This is a genomic window from Colwellia sp. MB3u-45, assembly GCF_014077005.1.
GTDB lineage: Bacteria > Pseudomonadota > Gammaproteobacteria > Enterobacterales > Alteromonadaceae > Cognaticolwellia.
The window spans coordinates 128,245-152,619 of record NZ_JACGVC010000053.1 but is presented as its reverse complement, the minus strand read 5'-3'; the positions used below and the strand labels follow the sequence as shown (position 1 = coordinate 152,619).

The 24,375-nt window shown below is 40.6% G+C and carries 21 protein-coding genes; 10 read left to right on the top strand and 11 right to left on the bottom strand.

Going from position 1 to position 24,375, the window contains the following annotated elements; genetic code table 11:
* Window positions 1–15 precede the first annotated feature (15 nt).
* Both H4J41_RS15875 and greB read left to right on the top strand, forming a co-directional pair.
* On the top strand, window positions 16–645 hold the full coding sequence (locus H4J41_RS15875; RefSeq protein WP_182137125.1) for an OmpA family protein: 630 nt from the start codon (window positions 16–18) through the stop codon (window positions 643–645).
* A 306-nt stretch (window positions 646–951) separates the two neighbouring features.
* Complete coding sequence (gene greB / locus H4J41_RS15870; RefSeq protein WP_182137124.1) at window positions 952–1,428, top strand: transcription elongation factor GreB; 477 nt, start codon at window positions 952–954, stop codon at window positions 1,426–1,428.
* A gap of 284 nt (window positions 1,429–1,712) precedes the next feature.
* Here the strand turns inward: greB and H4J41_RS15865 are convergent, their stop codons facing one another.
* The 7 genes from H4J41_RS15865 to H4J41_RS15835 form a co-directional block, all read right to left on the bottom strand.
* Window positions 1,713–2,324 carry a TetR/AcrR family transcriptional regulator gene (locus tag H4J41_RS15865; protein WP_182137123.1) on the bottom strand — a complete coding sequence of 204 codons (612 nt, stop codon included), beginning with the start codon at window positions 2,322–2,324 and terminating at the stop codon, window positions 1,713–1,715.
* Between the two features lie 123 nt (window positions 2,325–2,447).
* Window positions 2,448–3,908 (bottom strand): efflux transporter outer membrane subunit, encoded by a 1,461-nt coding sequence (locus tag H4J41_RS15860; RefSeq protein WP_182137122.1) that lies wholly within the window; start codon window positions 3,906–3,908, stop codon window positions 2,448–2,450.
* The gene (locus tag H4J41_RS15855) at window positions 3,905–7,039 is read right to left on the bottom strand and encodes an efflux RND transporter permease subunit (protein WP_182137121.1); all 3,135 of its coding nucleotides are present in this window, start codon (window positions 7,037–7,039) and stop codon (window positions 3,905–3,907) included. The genes H4J41_RS15860 and H4J41_RS15855 overlap by 4 nt, the downstream gene beginning before the upstream one ends.
* Before the next feature lie 12 nt (window positions 7,040–7,051).
* The gene (locus H4J41_RS15850; protein WP_182137120.1) at window positions 7,052–8,230 is read right to left on the bottom strand and encodes an efflux RND transporter periplasmic adaptor subunit; all 1,179 of its coding nucleotides are present in this window, start codon (window positions 8,228–8,230) and stop codon (window positions 7,052–7,054) included.
* Window positions 8,231–8,537: 307 nt separating this feature from the next.
* On the bottom strand, window positions 8,538–8,774 hold the full coding sequence (locus H4J41_RS15845; RefSeq protein WP_146877867.1) for an RNA-binding protein: 237 nt from the start codon (window positions 8,772–8,774) through the stop codon (window positions 8,538–8,540).
* A 234-nt stretch (window positions 8,775–9,008) separates the two neighbouring features.
* A complete protein-coding gene (locus H4J41_RS15840) occupies window positions 9,009–9,707 on the bottom strand; it encodes an exonuclease domain-containing protein (RefSeq protein WP_182137119.1) in 699 nt (232 codons plus the stop codon).
* A gap of 15 nt (window positions 9,708–9,722) precedes the next feature.
* A complete protein-coding gene (locus H4J41_RS15835) occupies window positions 9,723–11,564 on the bottom strand; it encodes a putative nucleotidyltransferase substrate binding domain-containing protein (RefSeq protein WP_182137118.1) in 1,842 nt (613 codons plus the stop codon).
* Window positions 11,565–11,853: 289 nt separating this feature from the next.
* On the opposite strand from H4J41_RS15835, the gene H4J41_RS15830 reads away from it, so the two are divergent.
* The 4 genes from H4J41_RS15830 (at window position 11,854) to H4J41_RS15815 (ending at window position 17,963) form a co-directional block, all read left to right on the top strand.
* Window positions 11,854–12,105, top strand: coding sequence for a DUF4212 domain-containing protein (locus H4J41_RS15830; protein WP_182137117.1), 252 nt, complete (start codon window positions 11,854–11,856; stop codon window positions 12,103–12,105).
* On the top strand, window positions 12,105–13,844 hold the full coding sequence (locus H4J41_RS15825) for a sodium:solute symporter family protein (protein WP_182137116.1): 1,740 nt from the start codon (window positions 12,105–12,107) through the stop codon (window positions 13,842–13,844). Before H4J41_RS15830 ends, H4J41_RS15825 begins: the two co-directional genes overlap by 1 nt.
* A gap of 162 nt (window positions 13,845–14,006) precedes the next feature.
* Complete coding sequence (locus tag H4J41_RS15820) at window positions 14,007–14,447, top strand: hypothetical protein (RefSeq protein ID WP_182137115.1); 441 nt, start codon at window positions 14,007–14,009, stop codon at window positions 14,445–14,447.
* A gap of 78 nt (window positions 14,448–14,525) precedes the next feature.
* Entirely contained in the window at window positions 14,526–17,963 is a 3,438-nt protein-coding gene (locus H4J41_RS15815; RefSeq protein WP_182137114.1) for a PAS-domain containing protein, read from the top strand.
* A gap of 102 nt (window positions 17,964–18,065) precedes the next feature.
* Here H4J41_RS15815 and H4J41_RS15810 read toward each other — a convergent pair whose 3' ends face one another.
* The 4 genes from H4J41_RS15810 to coaBC all read right to left on the bottom strand — a co-directional run bounded on the left by H4J41_RS15810 (window position 18,066) and on the right by coaBC (window position 22,473).
* The gene (locus tag H4J41_RS15810; RefSeq protein WP_182137113.1) at window positions 18,066–18,725 is read right to left on the bottom strand and encodes a response regulator transcription factor; all 660 of its coding nucleotides are present in this window, start codon (window positions 18,723–18,725) and stop codon (window positions 18,066–18,068) included.
* A 215-nt stretch (window positions 18,726–18,940) separates the two neighbouring features.
* Entirely contained in the window at window positions 18,941–20,413 is a 1,473-nt protein-coding gene (locus H4J41_RS15805; RefSeq protein ID WP_182137112.1) for an aminoacyl-histidine dipeptidase, read from the bottom strand.
* A gap of 73 nt (window positions 20,414–20,486) precedes the next feature.
* Entirely contained in the window at window positions 20,487–21,071 is a 585-nt protein-coding gene (gene slmA / locus H4J41_RS15800; RefSeq protein WP_182137111.1) for a nucleoid occlusion factor SlmA, read from the bottom strand.
* A 145-nt stretch (window positions 21,072–21,216) separates the two neighbouring features.
* Window positions 21,217–22,473: a bifunctional phosphopantothenoylcysteine decarboxylase/phosphopantothenate--cysteine ligase CoaBC gene (gene coaBC / locus H4J41_RS15795; protein WP_182137110.1), complete on the bottom strand. Its 1,257-nt coding sequence runs from the start codon at window positions 22,471–22,473 to the stop codon at window positions 21,217–21,219.
* Window positions 22,474–22,556: 83 nt separating this feature from the next.
* On the opposite strand from coaBC, the gene radC reads away from it, so the two are divergent.
* The 4 genes from radC to rpmG all read left to right on the top strand — a co-directional run bounded on the left by radC (window position 22,557) and on the right by rpmG (window position 24,139).
* Window positions 22,557–23,234: a DNA repair protein RadC gene (gene radC / locus H4J41_RS15790; RefSeq protein WP_182137109.1), complete on the top strand. Its 678-nt coding sequence runs from the start codon at window positions 22,557–22,559 to the stop codon at window positions 23,232–23,234.
* Window positions 23,235–23,282: 48 nt separating this feature from the next.
* On the top strand, window positions 23,283–23,468 hold the full coding sequence (locus H4J41_RS15785; protein ID WP_182137108.1) for a hypothetical protein: 186 nt from the start codon (window positions 23,283–23,285) through the stop codon (window positions 23,466–23,468).
* 269 nt (window positions 23,469–23,737) lie between these two features.
* Window positions 23,738–23,974 (top strand): 50S ribosomal protein L28, encoded by a 237-nt coding sequence (gene rpmB, locus H4J41_RS15780; RefSeq protein WP_146877856.1) that lies wholly within the window; start codon window positions 23,738–23,740, stop codon window positions 23,972–23,974.
* Between the two features lie 9 nt (window positions 23,975–23,983).
* On the top strand, window positions 23,984–24,139 hold the full coding sequence (gene rpmG, locus H4J41_RS15775) for a 50S ribosomal protein L33 (RefSeq protein WP_070375415.1): 156 nt from the start codon (window positions 23,984–23,986) through the stop codon (window positions 24,137–24,139).
* Window positions 24,140–24,375: the final 236 nt, after the last annotated feature.

Here is a 24,375-nt window from a genome sequence, read left to right as displayed (position 1 = left end):
CTTAAGGTCGTATTTATGCAATTCAAAAAATCTATCATCAGTTTAGTGGTTCTTTCGTTAGCGTTTAGTGGTTGTGCAAGCACCAATAAAGAAAAAGGTGCCGCTATTGGCGCAATTACTGGCGCTATTCTCGGTAAGTCGACCAGTAACCATAAGAATAAACGTGCTGTTTGGGGCGCTGCCATTGGTGCACTTGCTGGCGTGGCTATTGGCGATTATATGGATAAACAAGAGCAAGAGTTTCGTGACGAATTATCTGGCTCAGGTATTGAAGTGGTGCGCGAAGGTGATAATTTACGTTTAATTATGCCGGCCAATATCACTTTTGCCATTGGCCAAGCTTATATTACTTCTGGCTTTTATAGCACGCTAGACGATATCGCACGGGTGTTAAATAAATATGAGAAAACCTTGTTGAGCATTGAAGGCCATACGGATAGCCAAGGTGGAGCAGAGTTTAATCAAAATTTATCTGAGCAACGTGCCGGCAGTGTTAAGCAATATCTAACCAATCAAGATATTGTTGCTAGTCGTTTAAAAACCATAGGTTATGGTGAGTCTCGATCTGTGGCTGATAACATGAAGGCTAATGGCCGCGCGCTTAATCGCCGGGTTGAAATTCAGATCATTCCAAAGCAAACATAGCCCAAACCATTAGAACAAAAGTAAGCTAAAATACCGCGTAACCTCGCGGTATTTTTCATTTTAAAGCCATAGAAAACTCAATACCTTAGTGCCCTTTTGGCTTTATCAACAATACCTTGCTGTTCATACACTCGCTTGTTATCAAACAATAATTATACTCAATGGCTTCATAAGTTAGGCTAATTGGTATCACTAGCCTAGCCAGGTATTTCACGATATTATGACAGGTAAATGAGTGTTTGATTTTTTGCATTATGTGCAGCTAACCACTCTTCATCGCCAATTATTGAAACGATAGTACAAGTTATGAAAACAAAATTAATCACCCGAGCGGGTTATGTTTTATTACAACAAGAGTTAAATAAACTGTGGCGTGAAGACCGTCCTGAAACCACTCGTAAAGTATCGTGGGCGGCAAGCTTAGGTGATCGCAGTGAAAATGCTGACTATCAGTACAACAAAAAACGCCTACGTGAAATAGACCGCCGTGTGCGCTATCTCCGCAAAATACTTGAAGAGCTAAAGATTGTTGATTACGGACCACAGCAAGAAGGTAAAGTATTTTTTGGGGCTTGGGTGAGTTTAAACAATGACGATAATGAAACGCTAAAGTTTCGTATTGTCGGCCCAGAAGAGATCTATGGCCGCAACGATTTTTCTTCAATCGACTCACCTATTTCACGCGCTTGCTTAAAAAAATCCGTTGATGACGAGGTGGTAGTGAAAACGCCAACAGGTGAAAAAATTTGGTACATTAGTGATATTCAATATGAGCAATCATAGGGACAAATAATTCACTAGTTTAGTACTAAATACATAGTGGTTAAGTCACTCAATTTAGGGACGCGAGCTTAGTTTTCAAAGTATTATTGCATGTCATGCTAGGAGATTAGCCGTAGCCGAAGATAAATTTTGTAAAGCTAAGCAATAAACTCAGTAATTTTCCGGTATGGCTTGGTTAATCAAGGGAGGAAGAACCATTGTTTCTTGATTAATAAAAATCTTAAAATCATCTTATAGACGAAAACAAAGCCAAATCCGTTGGCTAACTTTAAGCCCTACTGTTGCTACTCAAATGGCATAAGTAATGTTTTCATGGCGGGTCGAAGTGCTATTAATACGGTTTCTTCAGTGAGCTCTGGGTAAAGAACTTTTCTTAGTAATAACCCGGCCATCACCGAAAATATAACATTTATACGGCTTTCAAGTTCTTGTTCAGAATGATCTTTTAACAGACTTCTTTCACTGGTTAATAGTTGCCTCATGCGATTTCTTGCTTGTGCATCTGCGTCGCGCAATAGCGTTGCGACTTTATGGTTTCTGCCCGCTTCAGCCATCATATCTAAATCAACAACGCATGAACCAGTATCCATGTGCCTTTGCACACCAATATTTAAGCCATCTAACAGTGCGGTTAACACATCACTGGGATGGTCTTCAAACTGCTGAAAGATAGAGAACATTTCTTCCATATCTTTTTCAATAATACTTTCTATAATGGCTTCTTTACTATCAAAATAATTATAAATATGCCCAGCACTCATTCCCGCTGTGCGAGATATTTCAGCCATGCCTGCACCGTGATAACCTTTACGGCGGAAACAATCAGCTGCAGCGCTAAGCACTTGCTCTCTGCGTGCTTGAGCAAGCGCAGGATCTGAATGTCTTTTGGTTTTCATACGAAACTCCATTACCGGACTACCGGTACGAAAATAGTGTTTAATTAAGCGTTTTTACATTTCAAAAATGAATTTACCACTGGGTTTTATCAGGGTACATAATAATTATGTACCCTGATAAAATTACTCAGGTTGACCAGTTTTAGCACTTTGTTCCCAGCCACCGCCAACGACTTTGTACAAGCTAATTTGACTAGCAAGTAAAGCTTGTTGACCCATAATATTTTGCTGCTGAGCGTTATACCAGGTTCTTTGTGCATCAAGAACTTGTAAGTAACTATCCACCCCTTTGTTATAACGTGCTTGAGATAAATCAAATGTCGATTGACGACTTTGTAGCAACATATCAAGTGCGGTTAATTGCGCTTGATAACCTTCTCTATCGGCAAGTATATCAGCCACCTCACGAAACGCTTGCTGAATTTTTTGCTGATAAGTCACCAAGGCAATTGCTTGCTCAGCTTTAGCGACATCTAACCCCGCTTGGTTACGACCCATATTAAAAATAGGTAAGCGAATCGAAGGTACAAAACTCCATGATCCAGAGCCTGAATCAAATAAGCTGTTTAAATCACTTGAAGCCGAGCCGACATTTGCCGTTAAGCTAATACTTGGATAAAAAGCGGCACGCGCAATACCAATATTGGCATTTGCTGCTAATAGTTGATGTTCTGCGGCTTTAATGTCTGGCCGTTGCGTTAATAAGTCAGACGGCAAGCCAACCGGTATTTCTGGTAAGGTAAGCAACGAATTCAGTGACTTACTTGGCAGGAAATCACTCGCGACTGGTTTACCTACAAGTAAGTCTAAAGCATTTTTGTCACGTTTTAATAAGCGCTTATATTTTGCGATATCAATTTTTGCGGTAGCGACGGTACTTTTAAGTTGCTCAAGCGTAAGTTTTGAGGCTGCGCCTAAATCAAAGCTTTTTTGTGTCAGCGACAGAGACTCTTGCTGAGAATTCAAGGTTTCTCTAGAAAGCGTTAATAATTGCTGATCGGCAGCATAGTTAAGCCAGGCATTAGCCAGTTCAGCCACTAACGTCACTTGCGTGCTGTATTGGCTAAGCTCAGTAGAATATAAGGTTTGTAAGGCTTGTGCTGATTGATTACCTACCTTACCCCAAATATCAAGCTCGTAGGAGGTTATACCTACTGTTGCGCCATATTGTGAGCTTATTGTCGCCTTGTTTCCTGCTGATAAATCAGCGGGTAAACGTTGGCGAGTACCCGAGCTATTAAAATCTAACGATGGATATAACGCTGAGTCTTCAATTTGATAAAGCCCACGTACACGCTGGACATTAAGCATGGCAATTTGGAGATTTTTATTATGCTCAAGACTTTGTGCAATTAATGCTTGCAGGCTTTTGTCGTTAAAAAACTCTTGCCATTTTAGTGGCGTAACTTGTGCTTGATTGGTACCTGATGCATAGGCATCAGGTACAGGTAGTGCAAGTTTATTTTGCTCAGGTGCTAATTGGCAAGCACTCAAAACAACTAACGTAATAGCACTTACCGTCAGGGTTTTCAGCTGGCGCTTGTGGACGTTACCAGCGTTAAAAGAACGATTTTTTAAATTCATTCTGCGCTCTCCTTGATAGAATCGTTAACTTTACCAGGGAAGATACGACGCACTAAGACAAAGAACATCGGGACAAATACCACCACCAAAATTGATGAGGCAAGTGTGCCGCCAATAATTGAAATACCTAAGGCGTTTTGCGCACCCGAGCCAGCACTTGATGCAATAGCTAGAGGTAAAACACCACAAATAAAGGCCATAGAGGTCATCAAGATAGGACGTAAACGAAGGCGTACTGCGGCGACAGCGGCATCAACTAGGCCTAAGCCCTCATCCATTTTATGAATGGCAAATTCAACAATTAATACCGCATTTTTAGAGGCTAAACCTATGGTAGTCAACAAGCCTACTTGTAAGTAAATATCGTTTGATAAACCGCCGAAAAAAGCCGCCATAATTGCACCAAATATACCCAAAGGCACAATTAACATAATAGCGAATGGAACCGACCAGCTTTCATATAATGCCGCTAAACATAAAAATACAAACAGTAATGAAAGACCATAAAGTAAAGGAGCTTGCCCACTACTTGAACGCTCTTGGAACGAGATACCTGTCCACTCAGATGCAATACCATTTGGCAGCTGTTTAACTAAACGCTCCATTTCATCCATTGCTTGACCCGTACTGTAGCCGGGCGCTGCACTACCTTGAATTTCCATTGCTGAAAAACCATTATAACGCTCTAAACGTGGTGAGCCGTAGGTCCAGTAAGTGCTAGAAAATGCCGAGAAAGGCACCATGTCACCATTCTTGTTACGTACATACCATTTATTTAAATCTTCTGGCACCATACGAGATTTTGCATCACCTTGCATATACACTTTTTTCACGCGACCACGGTCAATAAAGTCATTTACATAACTACTACCCCATGCTGTTGAAAGCGTGCTGTTAATAGCACTTTGCGAAACGCCAAGTGCTTCAGCTTTCGCTAAATCAGTATCAAGTTGTAACTCTGGCATGTCTTCTTGGCCGTTAGGACGAACGCCCGCTAAGATTGGGCTTTGACTTGCTAAGCCTAATAACTGATTTCGAGCGGCTAGCAGCGCGTCATGGCCAAGACCAACACGGTCTTGCAAAAAAATATTAAAGCCGTTGGCAGTACCTAGTTCCATAATCGCTGGCGGTGGGAAAGCAAAGACAAAGGCTTCTTTTATCGTAGAAAAATATCCCATCGCTTTACCCGCAACACCTTGTACCGATAAATCGTCACGTTGGCGTTCATCCCAATGCTTAAGATTTACAAAGGCAATCGCTGAGTTTTGCCCTGAACCGGCGAAACTAAAACCTGTTACCGTGAAAATACCATTAACGGCTTCAGATTGGTCGTTCAAGAAGTGATCTTCTACTTTCTTAACTACCTCTAACGTTTGTTGAGTTGTAGAGCCTGCGGGTAATGAAACTTGGTTAAACAAAATACCTTGGTCTTCATCAGGTAAAAATGCAGTCGGTAAGTTTGAAAACACGTAGACCATACCACCAACAATCACAGCATAAATAAGCAAGTAACGTTTAGAGTTTTGGATCATTCGGCTAACAAAGCCTTGCGCACCGGCGTTAGTTTTATCAAAACCACGGTTAAAGCCAGAGAAAAATTTACCGATTAGTGAGCTGTTGTCGTGTACATGACTTGGTTTTAATAACGAAGCACACAGTGCTGGCGTTAAAATAAGTGCAACTAATACCGAAAGCCCCATCGCAGAGACTAGCGTAATTGAAAATTGACGATAGATAATACCGGTAGAACCACTAAAAAATGCCATCGGAATAAATACCGCTGAAAGCACCATAGCGATACCGACTAAGGCACCTTTTATTTCATCCATTGATTTACGTGTTGCTTCAACCGCCGATAGTTTTTCTTCGGTCATCAATCGTTCTACGTTCTCTACCACGACGATGGCGTCATCAACTAATAAACCAATAGCCAATACCATCGCAAACATGGTCATCGTATTTATTGAATAGCCAAAAGTATATAGAATACCGAACGTACCAAGCAGCACCACAGGTACCGCAATGGTTGGAATGAGTGTCGCGCGGAAGTTTTGTAAAAATAGATACATGACAATAAATACTAAAACAACGGCTTCAATTAAAGTGTGAATAACTTTTTCTATTGATAAAGAAACAAAGGGTGTTGTGTCGTAAGGAACAACGGCTTCTAATCCTTCAGGAAAGAATTGTTCAAGCTCATTTATCGCGGCTTTAATACCATCAGCCGTATCAAGTGCGTTGGCGCCACTGGCAAGTTTAATACCTAGACCTGAGGCAGGTTGACCATCATAACGGGCAACTACACGGTAGCTTTCACCACCGAGTTCGACACTCGCTACGTCTTTAAGGCGCACAACAGAGCCATCGCTACTGGTTTTAACTAAAATTTCTTCAAATTGAGCCGGTGTTTGTAACCGACTTTGTGCGGTTACTGTCGCGTTGAGTTGCTGGCCAGCAATAGCGGGCATAGCACCTAATTGACCTGCTGATACTTGGGCATTTTGCTCTGATATAGAGGCACTAATATCGGCTGGTGTCAGTTTATAGCTTTCAAGTTTTGCTGGGTCTAACCAAATGCGCATGGCATATTGAGAGCCAAACAATTGCACTTCACCCACACCTTCTACGCGCGAGACAATATCTTGCACATTCGATGAAACATAATCACCAATATCAATATTGCTCATGCTGCCATCTTTCGAGACGAAAGCGTAAACCATTAAAAAGTTTCGAGCTGATTTAGCAACGACAACACCTTGTCTTTGCACTGCTTCTGGTAGCAATGGTGTTGCGGTTGCCAATTTATTTTGCACCTGAACCTGAGCAATATCAGGGTCAGTGTCAGCACTAAATGAAAGCGTCAATGTAGCAGAGCCGCTAGACTCAGACGTTGACGACATATAAAGCAAGCCATCAAGCCCTTTCATTTTCTGCTCAATAACTTGTGTTACTGTATCTTCAAGCGTACGTGCTGAGGCGCCCGGGTAAGTTGCTGTAATACTAACAGCAGGTGGCGCGATCGATGGATACTGTGCGATAGGCAAATTTTGAATAGCTAAAATACCCGCAAGCATCACCACGATAGCAAGTACCCATGCAAATATAGGTCTATCAATAAAAAATCGTGACATTACAATGCTCCGTTATTGCGCTTTATTTACAGAAGATGCTGCAGCAGATGAGCCAACTTCAGATGAAACAACTGGGGCACCGGGACGAATTTTTTGCAAACCTTCAACAATCAATTTGTCGCCATCAGCCAATCCACTTGTTACTAACCAATTTGAACCCACTGTTCTATCAACAGCTAAAATACGGCTTTCAACTTTATTGTCTTTACTGACCACCATTGCTGTTGGCTCGCCTTTAGTATTTCGACTTACGCCACGCTGAGGAACTAAAATAGCGTTGGCTTTTACGCCTTCAATGATAGAAGCGCGGGCATACATGCCTGGCAATAATAATTTTTCCGGGTTAGGAAATTTAGCGCGCAGGGTTACCGAGCCCGTACTTGGGTCTACGGTTACTTCAGAAAACTGTAATGTGCCTTTATGAGCATAAGTTGCACCATCTTCCATGATGAGTTCAACGTCTGTTTGACTTGTCGAGTCAACCGTCAAAGCACCTGACGCTATCGCTTTTTTAAGTTTGGTTAGTTCATTGCTTGATTGCGTTAAATCGACATAGATTGGGTCAAGCTGAGTCACTGTTGCAAGCGCAGTGGTTTGATTGGCACTGACTAAAGCACCTACAGTGACACTCGACTTACTAATTTGTCCGCTAATGGGTGACGAGACATGGCTATAATCAAGATTAATTTGCGCACTTTGTTGTTGTGCCTTAGCGGTTAGTAATTCGGCTTTCGCTTGTTTGTATGACGCATCAGCTTCATCAAAGTCTTGCTGACTTACTGCTTTAATTTTTAATAGCTCGCTATAGCGTGAAGCTTTAGCTTTACTGCTTGCAATGCTGGCTTGCGCTTTTGCCACAGCGGCTTCGCTCGCCGCTAGTTCAGCTTTAAATGTGGCAGGATTAATCTGATAAAGCGCTTGGCCTTGCTCAACTCGCTTGCCTTCAGTAAATAAACGCGATTGCACTATACCACTTACCTGAGGACGAATATCAGCGATTTGAAAGGCACTAATGCGACCAGGTAATTCTTTTTTAAGCGTTAATGATTGGCTTTTTAATGTCACCACACCTACAGGCACAGCTTGAGGTGCTAAAACTTGTGACTGCTCGGCAGCGATATCACAACCCGTTAAAGCAACGGAACCTATGAGGCTTGATAATACAAATAAAACGGTGCGGGAACACTGCATGTTAAATACCTTTTAAATTTAGAGTGAACGATCATTCTAAATTAAAGTATTTTAATAATAAACCTTAATTGACTGAATTTACAAAAGATTACATAGAGTTACACTTACAAGCTCAATTGAGCTTGTAAGCGTTATTAAAATGGCAGATTAAATCACTAAGCTATGAAAAACAGCACAAGCTAACAGATGAAAAAATATCGTCATAATAGCTGCATGGTCACTCTGCAAGTACTAACGAGCTTTAGTTTTATTTAGTGACAAAAAAGCCAGCATAGAGCTGGCTTTTTTTTCTATTGTTTGGCTAAAATTATTGCGCGATTTTCACACGAATTTTATTTTTTGCGATTTTGGTTTCATGTAGATTAGACAAGGCTAGTTTTGCTTCTTTTTCATCAGGCATTACAACAAAAGCAAAACCTTTTGATTTGGCCGTTTCTTGGTCTAAAACTAAGTTACATTCAGTGACAGTGCCATGAGCAGAAAATAAAATACGGAGTTCCTGTTCGGTTGTCGTACGAGAAAGGTTGCGAACTAAAAGTTTCATAATTGACCATAGGTATGTGATTGCGGCCATAATTATCTCATAGTTTGACCATAGACCAAGCTATTTTCTGCATTTGGCTAAAATAATTTAGCCGCATAGCCGTGCTCGGCGTGCAAAGTCTGTCTATTAAAATACAGCAGGTATAGGCGCCATGGTGTGGCAAAGTTATTGTGCAGCACCTTAAGTATTTCAATCGTAGTGGCTATTTCTCTAGCAAATAGGTTAATGCTCAACTTATAAAATCAATTGCTGCAGTGACAAATCCTTACTTCTTTCGCTTAACTGCGCTAACAACAATTCAGCTGTTGCGATAGCATCATTGAGTGCATTGTGGGCATAGTGCTCAGGCAGGTCGTACTTTTCTCGTAAGGCTAACAGTCTTAATTCAGAAGGGTCGTAGGCTACATCTCTTTTATCGAGTCTTCTTTTAGCGACCACTAAGGTGTCTATAATAGGAAATGGTGGCGCCATACCATAGAGTTCAAGGCAGGCTTGTCGCAAAAACTGTCGTTCAATACGGGCAAAGTGTACTAACATCACTTTGCCGGCAAGGCGCTTAAGTAATTGTTCTATGACCTCAGCTAAGGGCTGACCTTGGTCTTTTTGGTCGTCAGTTATTTGATGAATAGTGACATTATTGGCCTTTAAGCTACCTTTAGCGTTAATAATTTGGTGATAACTGCTGCCAAGCTTTATTTGATTAAAGTTTAATTCTACGCAACCGACACTGAGTAACTTATCTTGCACCGCATCTAAACCTGTGGTTTCAAAATCTACCGCTAAAATTGGAATACAGTTCAACGGAGTGTAAAGCGGTGGAAAGGGTACGCTGAGAAAATCACGCAATGGCCCTTCAGGCGCCCTTTTTAACATACGTTTACGTTGTGCTTCGTAACCGAATAGCCAACGAGTTAATGGATGATGGTTTAACATAATAAATGGCTATCGTTAATAAGTTGACTGACGGCTGTCTTGCATGGTTTTGATCACTTTAAAGGCATCTTTTAAGTGTTCACGCTCGAGTTTAGATATATCTTTAGGTGACAAGTAGTTATTAGGCTGTTGTCCTTTTTGTAATTTGTTGGCTTGGTGCATCATGCGCAGCATACTTAAAAATTCATAGGCATCAATAAGGTTTGCTGCTGATGCTTTGGTTAATGAAGGTGTGCCTGCGGCTTGCTTTAATCGCTCTATGGTATTGACCGAAGAAATCCCCTCAGATAGTGCATAAATACGGGCCAGATCAACTATTGGGGCAATACCGTTGTGTTTTAAATCTAGTGTCGCTTTATTTTCGCCATCTTGAATTAAGACAAAATCACGGAAAAAACCTAATGGTGGCCTTAAATTTAAAGCGTTACGCGATAAGTGTGCAATAAATAATGTGCTACTTTGGGTTTTTTTTAACATTTTCACTCGCACTTGCTCGAGTAAATTACTCTCGCCATAAACCGTGATTAAGTCAAAAAAAGTGCTGCAATGCATTAAGGCTTTTGGGTCTGGTGTGTTAATCCACTGGGCAAAATATTGTGACCATTTTTTTTGTGTTTGACACCACTGAGGATTTGTCGCCATGACATTGCCAGGGCAGTAAATAAAACCACAAGCGGCTAAGCCGTCAGAAACAAAAGTAGCAAGATCTTTAAACCAGTAGCCATGCTGTGGTTGCATGTCGTTTGAAATGATTAAGGCGTTGTCTTGATCTGAGTGAGCAAATTGCTCTTGTCTTCCTTGCGAGCCTGCAGCCAACCACGCGTAAGGCACAGGTGGTGGGCCTAATAATTTTTCCGCCATTTCAATTAATCGAATGGTAAACGCCATGGTAATGGCACTAATACTTTTACCAACATGGTCAGCGGTAGTGCCTAGTTTTGCCATCCGTATTTGCAGTTTGGGTATCATGCTACTGATTTCGATGAGTTCGTCGACCGATTTTGCTTTATGAATAATACTGGTAATGTTAATGGCATTTTGCCCTTCATTATTCATTAAATCAGTGACAGTAACCATGCCTTTGAGTTGGCTATCTGCAGTGACAGGTAAATGATGAATATGCTTTTGTGTCATCATCATTAACGCGTCATAGGCAGTACTTTTAATATCGATTGTCGCCATGTCATCGGTCATGATTACGCTAACCGGTTGCTCAATACCTAAGCCTTGCGCCACACAGCGCCGACGAATGTCTTTGTCGGTGACTATGCCGAGTAACTGATCATTTTGTACAATAACCAAACATGAAAAACCTTGTTCTGTCATCAAAATGGCCGCTTGTTGAATACTCGTGTCAGGACTTACGGTAAAAACAGGGTCATGACAAAAATGAGCGATTGAGCTATTAAGTAATGAAGAATTTAAAATAGCGTCTTCATTAACTTGCAGCATTTTTTTATTGAGGCGTTGCTCAGATGTTTGCTGAAAAAATGCCAGTACATCGGGATATTCACTGACCAGCTGGTGAAAGTTATGGTAGTTGATGCTGTAAAGCAAAGTATCTTCATCAGAGGTAACTTTGGCCTTGTCATCATTATTTAGGCAAAAAGCGGTACAAATATCGCCTTCACTATATTTCCCCAATAACTCATCATTTTCAGTGACATAACTTAATGCACCTTTGCGTAATATGTAGAGGTTCGCTTCTACAATACCCTCTGGAGGTAGCGACTGCCCCCTACGCACATAACAAATACTGATCTCTTTAACGACTTGTTCGATGATATTACTCGGCAATAAATCCATCGGAGGAATCGCTTGTATAAATTCACTGATTTCGGTTAATGCTGAGTCCATGGCAATATCTCCAATAAGTATCCTTAGTGTATTTAGATGAATTGTAACCCTTAAGTCAACTATTTCACCTGTGTTCTAGACTAAAGTTTAATATGAGAGTCGAAAAAAGATTGTTAGTGTGTAGCCTGGAGTAGGTTAAGTATTCATTTATCCAAGTTTGCTTGTGCTAGCTGGTCGAATTAATAGTCAACATTACTTTAAACAACGGGTATAAAGCGTATAAAAATCATAAAACGCTGTGCCTATTAAGCTAAACAGGTTTAATAGGAATAATTGCTAGGAGAGAATGATGGAAGGTAATGCAACATATTGGTCAGAGAATCTGCGCCTAATATTTATAAGTCTTGTTATTTGGTTCGTAGTTTCATTTGGTTTTGGTTTACTGCTTGTTGAACCATTAAATGAGATACGTCTAGGTGGGTATAAGCTAGGTTTCTGGTTTGCACAACAAGGTTCGATTTACACATTTGTCGGTTTAGTTTTTTGGTATACTAAAAAAATGAACGACCTTGATAAAAAATATAACGTGGGGGAATCATAATGGATGAGTTAAAACTTTATACTTACATTGCCGTGTTCGGTTCTTTCGCCGTTTACTTTGGTATTGCTTGGTGGGCACGTGCGGCTTCAACGAGTGATTTCTATGTCGCTGGTGGTGGTATTACACCAATGCAAAATGGTATGGCCATCGGTGCCGATTGGATGAGTGCTGCGTCATTCATTTCAATGGCGGGTATGATCTCATTCTTAGGTTATGGCGGTTCTGTATTCCTAATGGGTTGGACGGGTGGTTATGTATTACTCGCCATGTTGCTTGCACCTTACATGCGTAAACACGGTAAATTTACTGTACCTGAGTTTATTTTTGATCGTTATTATTCAAAAACTGCACGTATTGTAGCGGTTGTTTGTTTAATCATCGCTTCATTAACTTACATCATAGGTCAAATGAAAGGTGTGGGTGTTGCTTTCTCTCGCTTCTTAGAAGTTGATTATGATAATGGCCTTTACATCGGTATGTTCGTTGTTTGGGTTTATGCGGTACTTGGTGGTATGAAAGGTATTACTTACACGCAAATTGCTCAGTATTGTGTATTGATTTTTGCTTACACCATTCCAGCAGTGTTTATTTCTTTACAGTTAACAGGTAACCCAATTCCACAACTAGGCTTAGGTTCTACCTTGGCAGATGGTAGTGGTGTTTACTTACTTGATAAGCTGGACATGGTAGTCACTGATCTTGGTTTTAAAGAATACACTACTGATAACATGGGTGGCTCAGTAAATATGTTCGCATATACCTTGTCACTGATGATTGGTACAGCAGGTTTACCTCACGTTATCATGCGCTTCTTCACTGTTCCTTCAGTAAAAGCAGCACGTCAATCAGCAGGTTATGCTTTAGTTTTTATCGCTTTGTTATACACAGTTGCTCCAGCAGTTGGCGCTATGGCTCGTTTGAACTTAATGAACACTATTGAGCCAGCAGCCGGTCAAAATATGGAATATGCTGAACGTCCTCAGTGGTTTAAAGACTGGGAAAAAACTGGTTTATTACAATTCGAAGATAAAAACGGCGATGGTAAAATACAATACAACGCTGATAAAACAACGAATGAAATGATTAAAGTTGACCGTGACATTATGGTATTGGCTAACCCTGCAATCGCAAACTTACCAAACTGGGTAATTGCATTAGTTGCCGCTGGTGGTTTGGCTGCCGCTTTATCTACTGCAGCCGGTTTACTGTTAGCAATATCCTCATCAATTTCCCATGATTTAATGAAAGGTATATTAACGCCCGATTTAACAGAGAAAAATGAGTTACTAGCAGGTCGAGTTGTGATGACAATATCGGTTCTGGTCGCTGGCTGGTTGGGTTTAAATCCGCCTGGTTTTGCCGCAGGAACGGTTGCACTAGCCTTTGGTTTAGCTGCATCATCAATATTCCCAGCACTAATGATGGGTATATTTTCTAAGAAAATGAGTGGTACCGCAGCAGTATGGGGTATGTGTTCAGGTATCGGTGTAACTATGCTTTATGTGTTCCAACACAAAGGCCTTATGTTTATTCCAGGTACATCTTTCTTAGGTGATATGGGTCCTAACTGGTTCTTTGGTATTTCACCTAATGCCTTTGGTTCAGTCGGCGCATTTGTTAACTTTGCTGTAGCCTTTACAGTATTAAGATTTACAGGTCCAGCTCCAGCTCATATCCAACAATTGGTTGAAAACTTCCGTACACCACATGGTGGCGTTTCAACAGCACATGATCACTAATAGCGTGTGATGGTATTTAATACCAATTAAATAAAGGCTCCACTTGTGGAGCCTTTAGTTTTTATTGTTAAGGATGTCTTTAAGCTAGATAACCAGCTGATGTAAGATACACAGTTGTAAAATAACCTTTGAATTTGAATACTAGAGAAAATAAGGATAATCATGAATCGTCATACAAAAACAGCATTAATAGTGGCACCGTTTCTTATCTTGGGTGGCTACATTGCGTCAGATTTTTATATCGAAAATAAAGCAGATCAAGAAAGAGTATTTAATATGGTGCCATTTGGTCTTTGTGATGTGATCAATGAAAAGTGTGTGTTGAAATCAGGCACATTTGAGGTCAATATTTATGATAAAGCAGGCACTACAACATTAAATTCAACTTTTCCGCTCGATAGTGCAACATTTTTTTTAGTTGATAGTAACAACCAAGCCAGTGCTTACCCTTTAGGCATGATTGATAGTGCCTATTACTGGCAGAGCCCAACACCTTTACGCAATACTATTAGTAACAAGGGTGATAAGCAAAAATTACGCATTATTGCTAACATCAAAGGCGGCCAATATATCGCGGAGTTTTATACTCAAACATTAAATTAGCGTTGAACTTTAAGTTTAATGACATCTCTGAATAAATCCATATAATCAGATGATTAATATCAGTTATAGAGAAATGTTATGTTTCCAAATTGGCAATTAGCAGGCTTAAGTTTTGCTTATATAGGTTTGCTGTTTTTTATTGCCTATATTGGAGATAAATACCGTCATAAATTATTACGCAAAAGCCAGGCGATAATTTATGCATTAACCCTAGGCGTTTACTGTACGTCGTGGAGTTTTTTAGGCACTACTGGACAAGCGTCGAGTAATTTCATTTCACATTTACCAATATATTTAGGGCCTATACTACTCTTTATATTCGCTTGGCCTTTCATTCAACGCATTATTAGCGTTAGTTTAAAATTAAATCTTACTTCGATCGCTGATTTATTAGCCGCTCGCTTTGGTAAATCACATAACTTAGCCATTTTAGTGACCATAGTCGCGTTAGTGGGCACCATGCCTTATATCGCGCTGCAATTAAAAGCTATTGTTTATACTTTTCAACAGCTGCAAGCAGAGCAGAGTTTAGCTAATTGGCATTTTGGTTTAATCGTTAGTTTAGTCTTAGCCGGCTTTACCATAGTATTTGGTGTGCGTAATATCGATGTGACTGAACGTCATCCGGGTGTGATGCTCGCGATAGCCTTTGAATCTTTAGTAAAGCTGTTTGCCTTCGCTGCCGTTGGTATTTTTGTTACCTACGTACTCTTTGATTCGCCAATGGAAATTTGGCGTCGATCGTCAACTGTCCTCAATCTTGAACAACAACTGAACTTTCCCAATATTATGTCAATGTTCGCTATGCTAGTGATCACTATGGCGGCATTTTTATCATTACCACGGCAATTTCAAGTCATGGTGGTTGAACTTAAAGATGAAAAAGATACTTGGCTTAGTCGTCGAATTTTTCCACTTTACTTATTAATATTTGCAATTTTTGCGGTGCCGCTAGGGCTAGCAGGACAGTTATTATTGGGCGATAGTGTCCCCTCTGATGCTTACGTATTATTTCTACCTTGGTATCAGCAACAACCTTGGTTAACCTTGTTAACCTTTTTGGGCGCAATATCTGCTGCCAGTTCTATGGTAATCATTTCTTCTATTGCTTTGAGTACTATGCTCAGTAATGAAATTGTTTTTCCGTGGTTATATCGAGCAAATAAACACCATGAAACAGATTATGATAATTTCCGTTTACGATTATTAACTATTCGTAAAATATTAATTTTATTTGTTATTTTATTAGGCTATGGCGTGTTTTTGATGACCTCGCCAGATACCTTAAGTTCTTTAGGTGAAATAGCCTTTGGTGCTTTTGCCCAATTAACGCCCGCATTAGTCGCCGCTTTTTATTGGCGTAGAGCCACTTTAACTGCGGTTTATGGCGGAATCGTGATTGGTTTTGGTGCTTGGTTAACACTCAACTTTCTGCCACAGTTTGGTCTTTATCCAAACCCCTTTGAAGGAGGCTTTCTACCGGCTAATTCAATGGCAAGTCTGTTGTCATTATCAGCTAACATCATTGCCATGTGGTTACTTTCTCATGTCAGTCGTCAAAGTGTGCAAGAGCGCATGCAAGTATCCTTATTTATGGAATACAAAGCGCCAAAAGTTTTACAGTTACAACGTAATAAACAAATAAACTATCAAGAACTTGAGCTATTACTTTCGCGCTTTGTGGGTGAAGAGAAATCTAGCGCTAGTTTTATACAATTTCAGTGTTCAACAGACAAAACACAAATGAGCAATGTGGCGTATAACCAAAAATTATTGCAGCACACTGAAAATACTTTGGCGAGTGTTATGGGAGCATCGTCTGCCCGTTTAGTCTTATCGTCGGCGTTAGATGGTCGTGATATTGCTTTAGACGAAGTCGCGGTATTAGTAGAAGAAGCGTCGAGCCAACGACAACAATATAGCCAAGATTTATTACAAAGTGCGATCGAAAATGCCAGTGAAGGGATTTCCATTGTTGATAGTGAGCTAAACCTTGTGGCCTGGAACAAAAAGTATGTTGATTTATTTAACTACCCCAGTGAGCTGGTTTTTCAAGGTAGCCCCGTCAGTGATTTAATTCGCTTTAACATACTGCGAGGTTTATGCGGTGTCGGTAAGGTTGATGAGCAAGTCAGTAAACGCCTAATGCATTTACGCAATGGCAGTCCGCATAGCTCTGAACGAGAAGATAGTGACGGTAGAGTCATACGCATTGAAGGTAATCCGCTACCGGGTGGTGGCTTTGTTATGCTCTTTTCTGATATTACCGTCTATCGTCAAGCCGAGAGAGGTTTAATTGAAGCCAATGTGGATTTAGAAACGCGGGTGCTTGAGCGAACACAAAAATTAGAGCAAACCAACGATGCTTTAGCTTTAGCCCGTGAAAAAGCGGAGCAATCGCATATTAAAAAAAGCTTATATTTAAAAGCTTGTAGCCATGACTTAATGCAGCCATTAGAAGCGGCGCGGCTATTTACCTCAGCTTTAGCTAGCCAAGGCAATTTAACGGCAACACAACAACGACAGGTAGACAATATTGACCACTCTTTAAAAGTAGCCAATGACCTAGTGGCAGATTTGGCAGAAATTTCCCGGATTGAAAGTGGTAATATAAAGCTCAATATTAGCTCTTTTTCATTGAAGTCTTTATTTGATGATCTTGCCAAAGAGTTTTCTGCCAGTGCCTTGGAACATGAAGTGGAGTTTCGAGTACGCTGTAATTCAATGTGGTTACGCTCAGATCGAAGTTTATTACGCCGAATATTGCAAAATTTAATTGGTAACGCCTTTCGTTATGCCAGTCCAGGTAAGATATTGTTAGGGGCACGAGCGAAAGGAGATATTATTGATATACAAGTGCTGGATAATGGCCCAGGTATTCCTGAAGAAAAACAAACCATGGTCTTTGAGCAATTTACCCAGTTAGATAATCAGCAGAATTCATCAGCAGGTGGTTTAGGCTTAGGGCTAAACATTACCCAAAGCTTAGCTAAATTATTGGGTCACCCTTTAGCGCTGAGTTCGCAAGTGAATATGGGTTGTAAATTTACCGTTGGGGTTGAACGCACTCGAGCACAACGAGAATCAGTAGTCGCAAAACCTGTGGTAAATTTGGGTTTAAGCGATGTTACGGTGATGTGTATCGATAATGACCCTGATGTCTTAGGTGGTATGATTGAGCTATTATCAGTATGGGGTTGCAATGTATTGGCCGCGGATTCATATCATCAAGCACTGTCAATTTTTGCTGAGCACAAAAACGATATCGAAATACTGTTAGTTGACTATCAGCTCGACGCTGACTTTAACGGTATCGCGTTAATTACAGAGCTAAGAAAGTTGAGTCGACACTACGTGCCTGCGGTGTTAATTACCGCCACCACAGATAGTAATCTAGAGGAAAAAGCCCTAGTAGCAGATATTGGTTTTATGCGTAAATTGATAAAACCTGCCGCGCTTAGAGCGATGATGAGTTCGATGTTAACGAAAAAAATGCAAGAAAAGTATTGGCAATAATGACTCGTGATAACCTTACTTATTTTCAACTTTCGTGATTCAATTTTCGTGATTCAACTTTAATGATTCAACTTTCGTGCTTAAAGTTCAGATAACTACACACTAACAGTCTTGTAATTGCACGTCAGAAATATCAAGTTGAGCAATAACGATAACCGCTTGTGTGCGGTTACGCACATCAAGTTTACGAAATATTGCCGTGGCATGCGCTTTGATGGTCGCCTCTGAGACATTTAAATCATAGGCAATTTGTTTATTAAGCATGCCTTGGGCGAACATCATTAAAATTCTATATTGTTGTTGAGTCAAGCTAGCAACACGCTCTGCAATATTGTTATTGTCTTGCATCGGTGACGACTCACTGTACGCATCGGGTGTCCAAACATTACCTAATAAGACTTGTTGAATAGCATTATAAATATCTTCAACGGGGGTAGACTTTGGAATAAAGCCTGAAGCGCCATAGCCCATAGATTTATGTATGGTTTCGTGGTCTTCATGAGCCGATACTACTACAACCGGTATTTGTGGAAAATGATTACGTACATGTATCAAGGTATTAAAGCCATGAGCACCGGGAATATGCAAATCTAGTAATAGCAGATCACTGTCGTTATTGTCACGTAGTTGCTGTTCTAGCTCTGCTATAGTTTGTGCTTCCAACCAATGTGTTTGGGTGAGTTTTAATTTTAATGTCCCTAATAATGCTTGTCTAAATAATGGATGATCGTCAGCTATTATAATTTTTTCTGGCTGAATCATATCGTTATTTCCTTTATAAAATTTATAGGATGCCAACCTTATTTTAGGTTGTTTACAATGGGTTGTTCATTAGACTTTAGTCTAGCAAACATTTTGTTGATCTGGTCGGATTTTATCCGAATTAATCAAATAGTGATAAAATCGAGTATATGAGAGTATCAAAGAAAAAAGAAAAGCGAATTGTAGCGCACTAAAATAACGCGCTACAGCATCACTTACGACTTTTCTGGAATATTGGCTAATACGGCCAACAATAACTGCCAATAGCGCTCAACGCTCACTATTTGTACTTTTTCATCCGGTGAGTGAGGGAATTTGATCGTTGGACCAAATGACACCATATCCCAATGCGGATAAGCTGTTTTGAATAAGCCACATTCAAGACCGGCATGAATAACCATAATTTCAGGTACTTTATTAAACAGTGTTTGATAAGTGTCACGCACAGTTTGCATTAATGCTGAGCTGGTATCAGGTTTCCAACCAGGGTAAGCGCCAGAAAATTTAATACTTGCGCCAGCGAGCTCAAATACAGATTGCACCATGGTTTGTGCGGCTAAGCGCCCGTCGTCATGCAAGCTACGGATCAAAGTCATGGCGACAAATTTATTACCTTTGCTGCGCATAACACCTAAGTTTAATGAGGTTTCAACAATGCCTTCAATGTCATCGCTCATTCGTAACACACCATTAGGGCAGGCGTTAAGTGCCCGTAAGATAGTATTTTGGCTGGCTTGCGTCCAACATTCATCAAAGGTTTCAGGCGAAATCAATAACATCTCGATATGGGTTTCGATAGCACCTAGCGATTGGCGCACTGTTGCTAAATACTCAGCTAGCTTGGCTTTTAACGGCTCAATTTTATTACGGCTAATAACAAAGCTAGCATCGGCTTCGCGCGGAATAGCATTGCGCAAACTGCCGCCATTTAATTCCGTTAAACGCAAACCTAAGGTGTTACTAGCGTCGAGTAAAAAACGCACCAATACTTGGTTAGCGTTGGCTCGACCGGTATGAATATCGACACCCGAGTGCCCACCTTTAAGACCCGAAATTGACAAGTTAAATGATTCAACATCTGCAGGCGCACTTTCATTGCTAATAGCGAAAGTGGCTTCACCATCAATGCCGCCAGCGCAACCCATGTACACTTCACCTTCTTGCTCTGAATCAGTATTGATTAACAAGTCGCCGTCTAACCAACCGGCTTTAAGACCAAAAGCCCCCGCCATGCCAGCTTCTTCATCAATGGTGACTAAAACTTCTAGCGGGCCGTGTACAATATCGTCACTGGCCAAGACCGCTAACGCAGATGATAAGCCAATACCGTTATCTGCACCTAGTGTTGTACCTTCAGCGGTTACCCAGTCGCCATCAGCTTCGGTAATTATGTATGGCTTGATAGGGTCGACACGAAAATCATGATCAGTGGCCGCATTTTTCTGTGGCACCATATCCATATGAGCTTGTAAAATAACGCCCTTTTTATTTTCCATCCCTGCCGTGGCGGGTTTTTTAATAATAAGGTTGCCAATGGCGTCTTCTTTAACACTTAGCCCGAGTTCAGTTGCCCAGTTTTGGATCCACAGCGATATTTTTTGCTCGTGTTTTGATGGGTGTGGAATGCTACAAATTTTATCAAAAATTTGCCATAACTTGCTTGGTTCTAATTGTGCTAACGTACTCAATAGCCTTCCTTAAATTTTTACTTACTAACGAAAATAAATCGCTTGTTGTTATGATGTTTTGTGCAGCAATGGCCTATTTATCAGCCATTAAAAATTGCCATTGCTCATTAAAATCGTTACTGGGTTTCTTGGTAAAGTCAGAGCGAACATATTGATTAATTTTACCTTCAGCATAAGCCATTAAAATGTTGGCTAAAGCCTGCTCTGAAATGGTGAAACCTTTACCTTCTCGTAGCTTTCGCTCTCGTAAAACTTGCTTAAATTGTGACTCAAGCTTTTCAAAAAATTGATTCACACGAGCCCGTAGACGCTCATTTTCCCCCATTAACGCATCACCAGCAAGAATACGGCACATACCGGGATTACGCTCAGCAAAAATAAGTAATACATGCAAAATATGATGGCAACGAATCAAGGCTTCTTTATGGTCGGTTAATATCAGGTTTACCCGAGAAAAAATAGATTCTTCAATAAATTCTATTAGGCCTTCAAACATCCGTGCTTTCGATGGAAAATGACGATAAAGCGCCGCTTCAGAAACACCGACTTCGGCGGCAAGCTTTGCCGTTGTGATCCGCTGCCCTGCGCTGGTTTCTAACATATGCGCAAGACATTCTAAAATTTGTTGTTTACGATTAGGTTTTTGAGTTGCCGACATAAAACTGATTCTCTATTGTTATTATATTTTCAACAGTCAGACCAAACGGATGAATAAATTATACCGATGGGTTTACTACTAAAAGATTAGCGTGATTGTATAGCGTTATTTAGCTGATGTTCAAGCTTGAAGTTCAAGCCTGAAATTAGCCGCCCGACCTAGTTATTAATCGAGAACCTTGCCATGTTTGGTGAATATGTTGGACTAATTGTTTGGCAAGCTCATTTTTGCTCATTAAAGGTAAAACTTTTTTATCGCTAGCGGTAAATACTGTTAACGCATTGTTGTCACTGTTAAAGCCTTGGCCTGCAGCCGCAACGTTATTGGCGGCGATCATATCAAGATTTTTACGGGCCAATTTATCACGAGCATAATACTCTACATTTTGCGTTTCAGCGGCGAAACCAACCGTAAAAGGCTTATGCGCTAATGCAGCAACATCAGCGACAATATCAGGGTTTTTGATCAAATTCAGTTGCATGGTATCTTGAGATTTTTTAATTTTTTCACTGGCAATATGATCAATACGATAGTCTGCCACAGCAGCACAAGCGACAAAAACATCAGCATCAGGCGCAAGCGCGATAGCCTGATGATGCATCTCTGTGGCACTCGTTACCGCTATTTTTTGGCAACCTTTTGGTGTTGCTAAGCTAACAGGCCCTGAGATGATGGTGACCTCTGCGCCAAGGCTTTGCGCTGCATTGGCAATAGCAAAACCCATTTTTCCTGAGCTGTGGTTGGAAATATAACGCACAGGGTCAATAGCTTCGCGTGTCGGCCCAGCGGTAATTAACCATTTCTGGCCAGTTAAAGGTTTTGGCTGATTTAAGTCAGTATCATGGTTATTCATTTTTGCGATGGCTTGGCAAGTTAATTCAACTAACTCAGGCACGTCTAACATACGGCCTAAGCCGACATCACCGCAGGCTTGTTCGCCAGCACCTGGACCAAATAGGCGGTAGTGCCATGACTTTAAGGTGTTAATATTTTTTTGTGTTGCTAAGTTATGCCACATTTGTTGGTTCATTGCCGGTGCAATAGCCACGGGCGCTGCGGTCGCTAAACAAAGCGTGGTTAGCAAATCATTTGCCAATCCGGCGGCAATTTTAGCGATAAGGTCGGCTGTAGCGGGTGCAATTAAAATAAAATCAGCCCATTTTGCCAGTTCGATATGGCCCATAGCCAACTCAGCTTGCGTATCTAATAAACTACTTGATACCGCATTGCCGGAAACCGCTTGTAAGGTTAATGGCGTGATAAAGGCTTGAGCGCCTTCTGTCATCACGACACGAATATCAGCACCTTGGTCTTTTAATCGACGCACTAGCTCTGGCGTTTTGTAGGCGGCAATGCCACCACTGATACCCAATAGGATTTTTTTACCCTGAAGAATCTGCATAAACTGCTAATCTTAATAACGACAATGGGCAATAAGATAGCATTATCGCACTTTTATTCAAATCACTTTGCAAGGATGCACTTATGTTAAAAGACTGGCCAGACCGTGAAAAACCACGAGAGAAGTTATTACACTTTGGCGCGAAAAGCTTAAGTGATGCCGAACTGCTAGCAATATTCTTACGTACAGGCGTTCAAGGTTGCCATGTAGTTGACCTTGCACGAAATTTATTAAAAAGTTTTGGCAGTATTTCGAAAATATATCAAGCGGGATTAGATGACTTTTGCCAGCATCATGGTTTAGGTGTTGCAAAATATGTCCAGTTACAAGCATGTTTAGAAATGTCGACACGCTATTTAGCGGAACAGATGCAAATGGGGCAATCGTTAACGTCTTCACTGAGCACGCAAAACTTTTTAAAAGCAGAACTGCGCCATGAAACCCGAGAAGTATTCGCGGTGCTCTTTTTAAATACTCAGCATCAAGTGATAAAGTTTGAGCGGCTATTTCACGGCACCATTAATGCTGCTGCAGTATACCCGCGCATTGTGGTTGAGACCGCACTAAAATATCAAGCGGGAGCGGTTATTCTTGCGCACAATCACCCGTCGGGTATTGCTGAGCCAAGTATGGCCGATAATCAAATTACCAGTCGACTAGAACAAGCACTGGCGTTAATTGATATCAAAGTACTTGATCATATCATTGTGGCGGGTTGTCATTGTTATTCGTATGCTGAACATGGCCGAATGATTGAATGATGTGTGAGTATTTCAGCAAGCTGTTTTGAGCGCTAAAGAATACATGGCATGACAAAAAAAAAGTTGCAAAGCAGCGGCCGTCGTTTTCGCCTTAGCAGATTGGCCTTGAGTAAAACAGCAATAGCACAACTACAAGCATTGGCGCTTAATACTCAACTTAATACCCAAGTAGCCATGTCTGCTATTATTGACATTTTAACTAATGCACTGGCTAAAAAAGATCAAAAAGAATGATCACGTAAATAGTTAGCGGTTAAAATAGACTAAAAATGTGCTATTAACATTCGATTCGGCTGATAATGACTCATGAAACACTAAAGTCACATCAATTATTCAACTTAAACCATTGAATTATATAATATTTCAAAACTATTCACTTTAAAGTTGATTAATACTGGCATTCATTTTTCACTTTCACTATAATATGCCACCTTTTTCAGGATCCCGAGGCGACGGTCTTGGGGAAATACAGCACGACCTGAAATTAATTTTGGAGTACTCATATGTCTAAAGTTTGCCAAGTAACAGGCAAAAAGCCAATGGTTGGAAACAACCGTTCGCACGCAAGAAACGCGACTCGTCGTCGTTTTTTACCTAACCTTCAAACTCACCGTTTTTGGGTTGAGAGTGAAAATAGTTTCGTTAAATTACGCTTAACTCCGAAAGGAATGCGTATTATCGATAAAAACGGTATTGATGCAGTATTAACTGATATCCGTGCCCGTGGCGAAAAAGTTTAAGGAATTGCAATGCGCGATAAAATTCGTTTAGTTTCTAGTGCTGGCACTGGCCATTTTTACACTACTGACAAAAACAAAAAAACTATGCCTGAAAAGATGGAAATCAAAAAGTTTGATCCTCGCATCCGTCAGCATGTTATGTATAAAGAAGCTAAAATCAAGTAATTGATACGGCTTATTTAAAAACCCGGTTTATACCGGGTTTTTTATTGCCTATAGAAAATGACTCCGTTAACTTGCACCGCAAACCTACGCCTTAATCTTATGCCTATTTTACCCTCTGAAGCTTGGCTTTAATCTTAGCTGATATGCCAGTTACTCACCACTAAACTGCGTTACTAAACTGAGCTACTAAACTGAGTTACTAAACGGCTGACATGAAAATGCGTCAAGTCGATCTT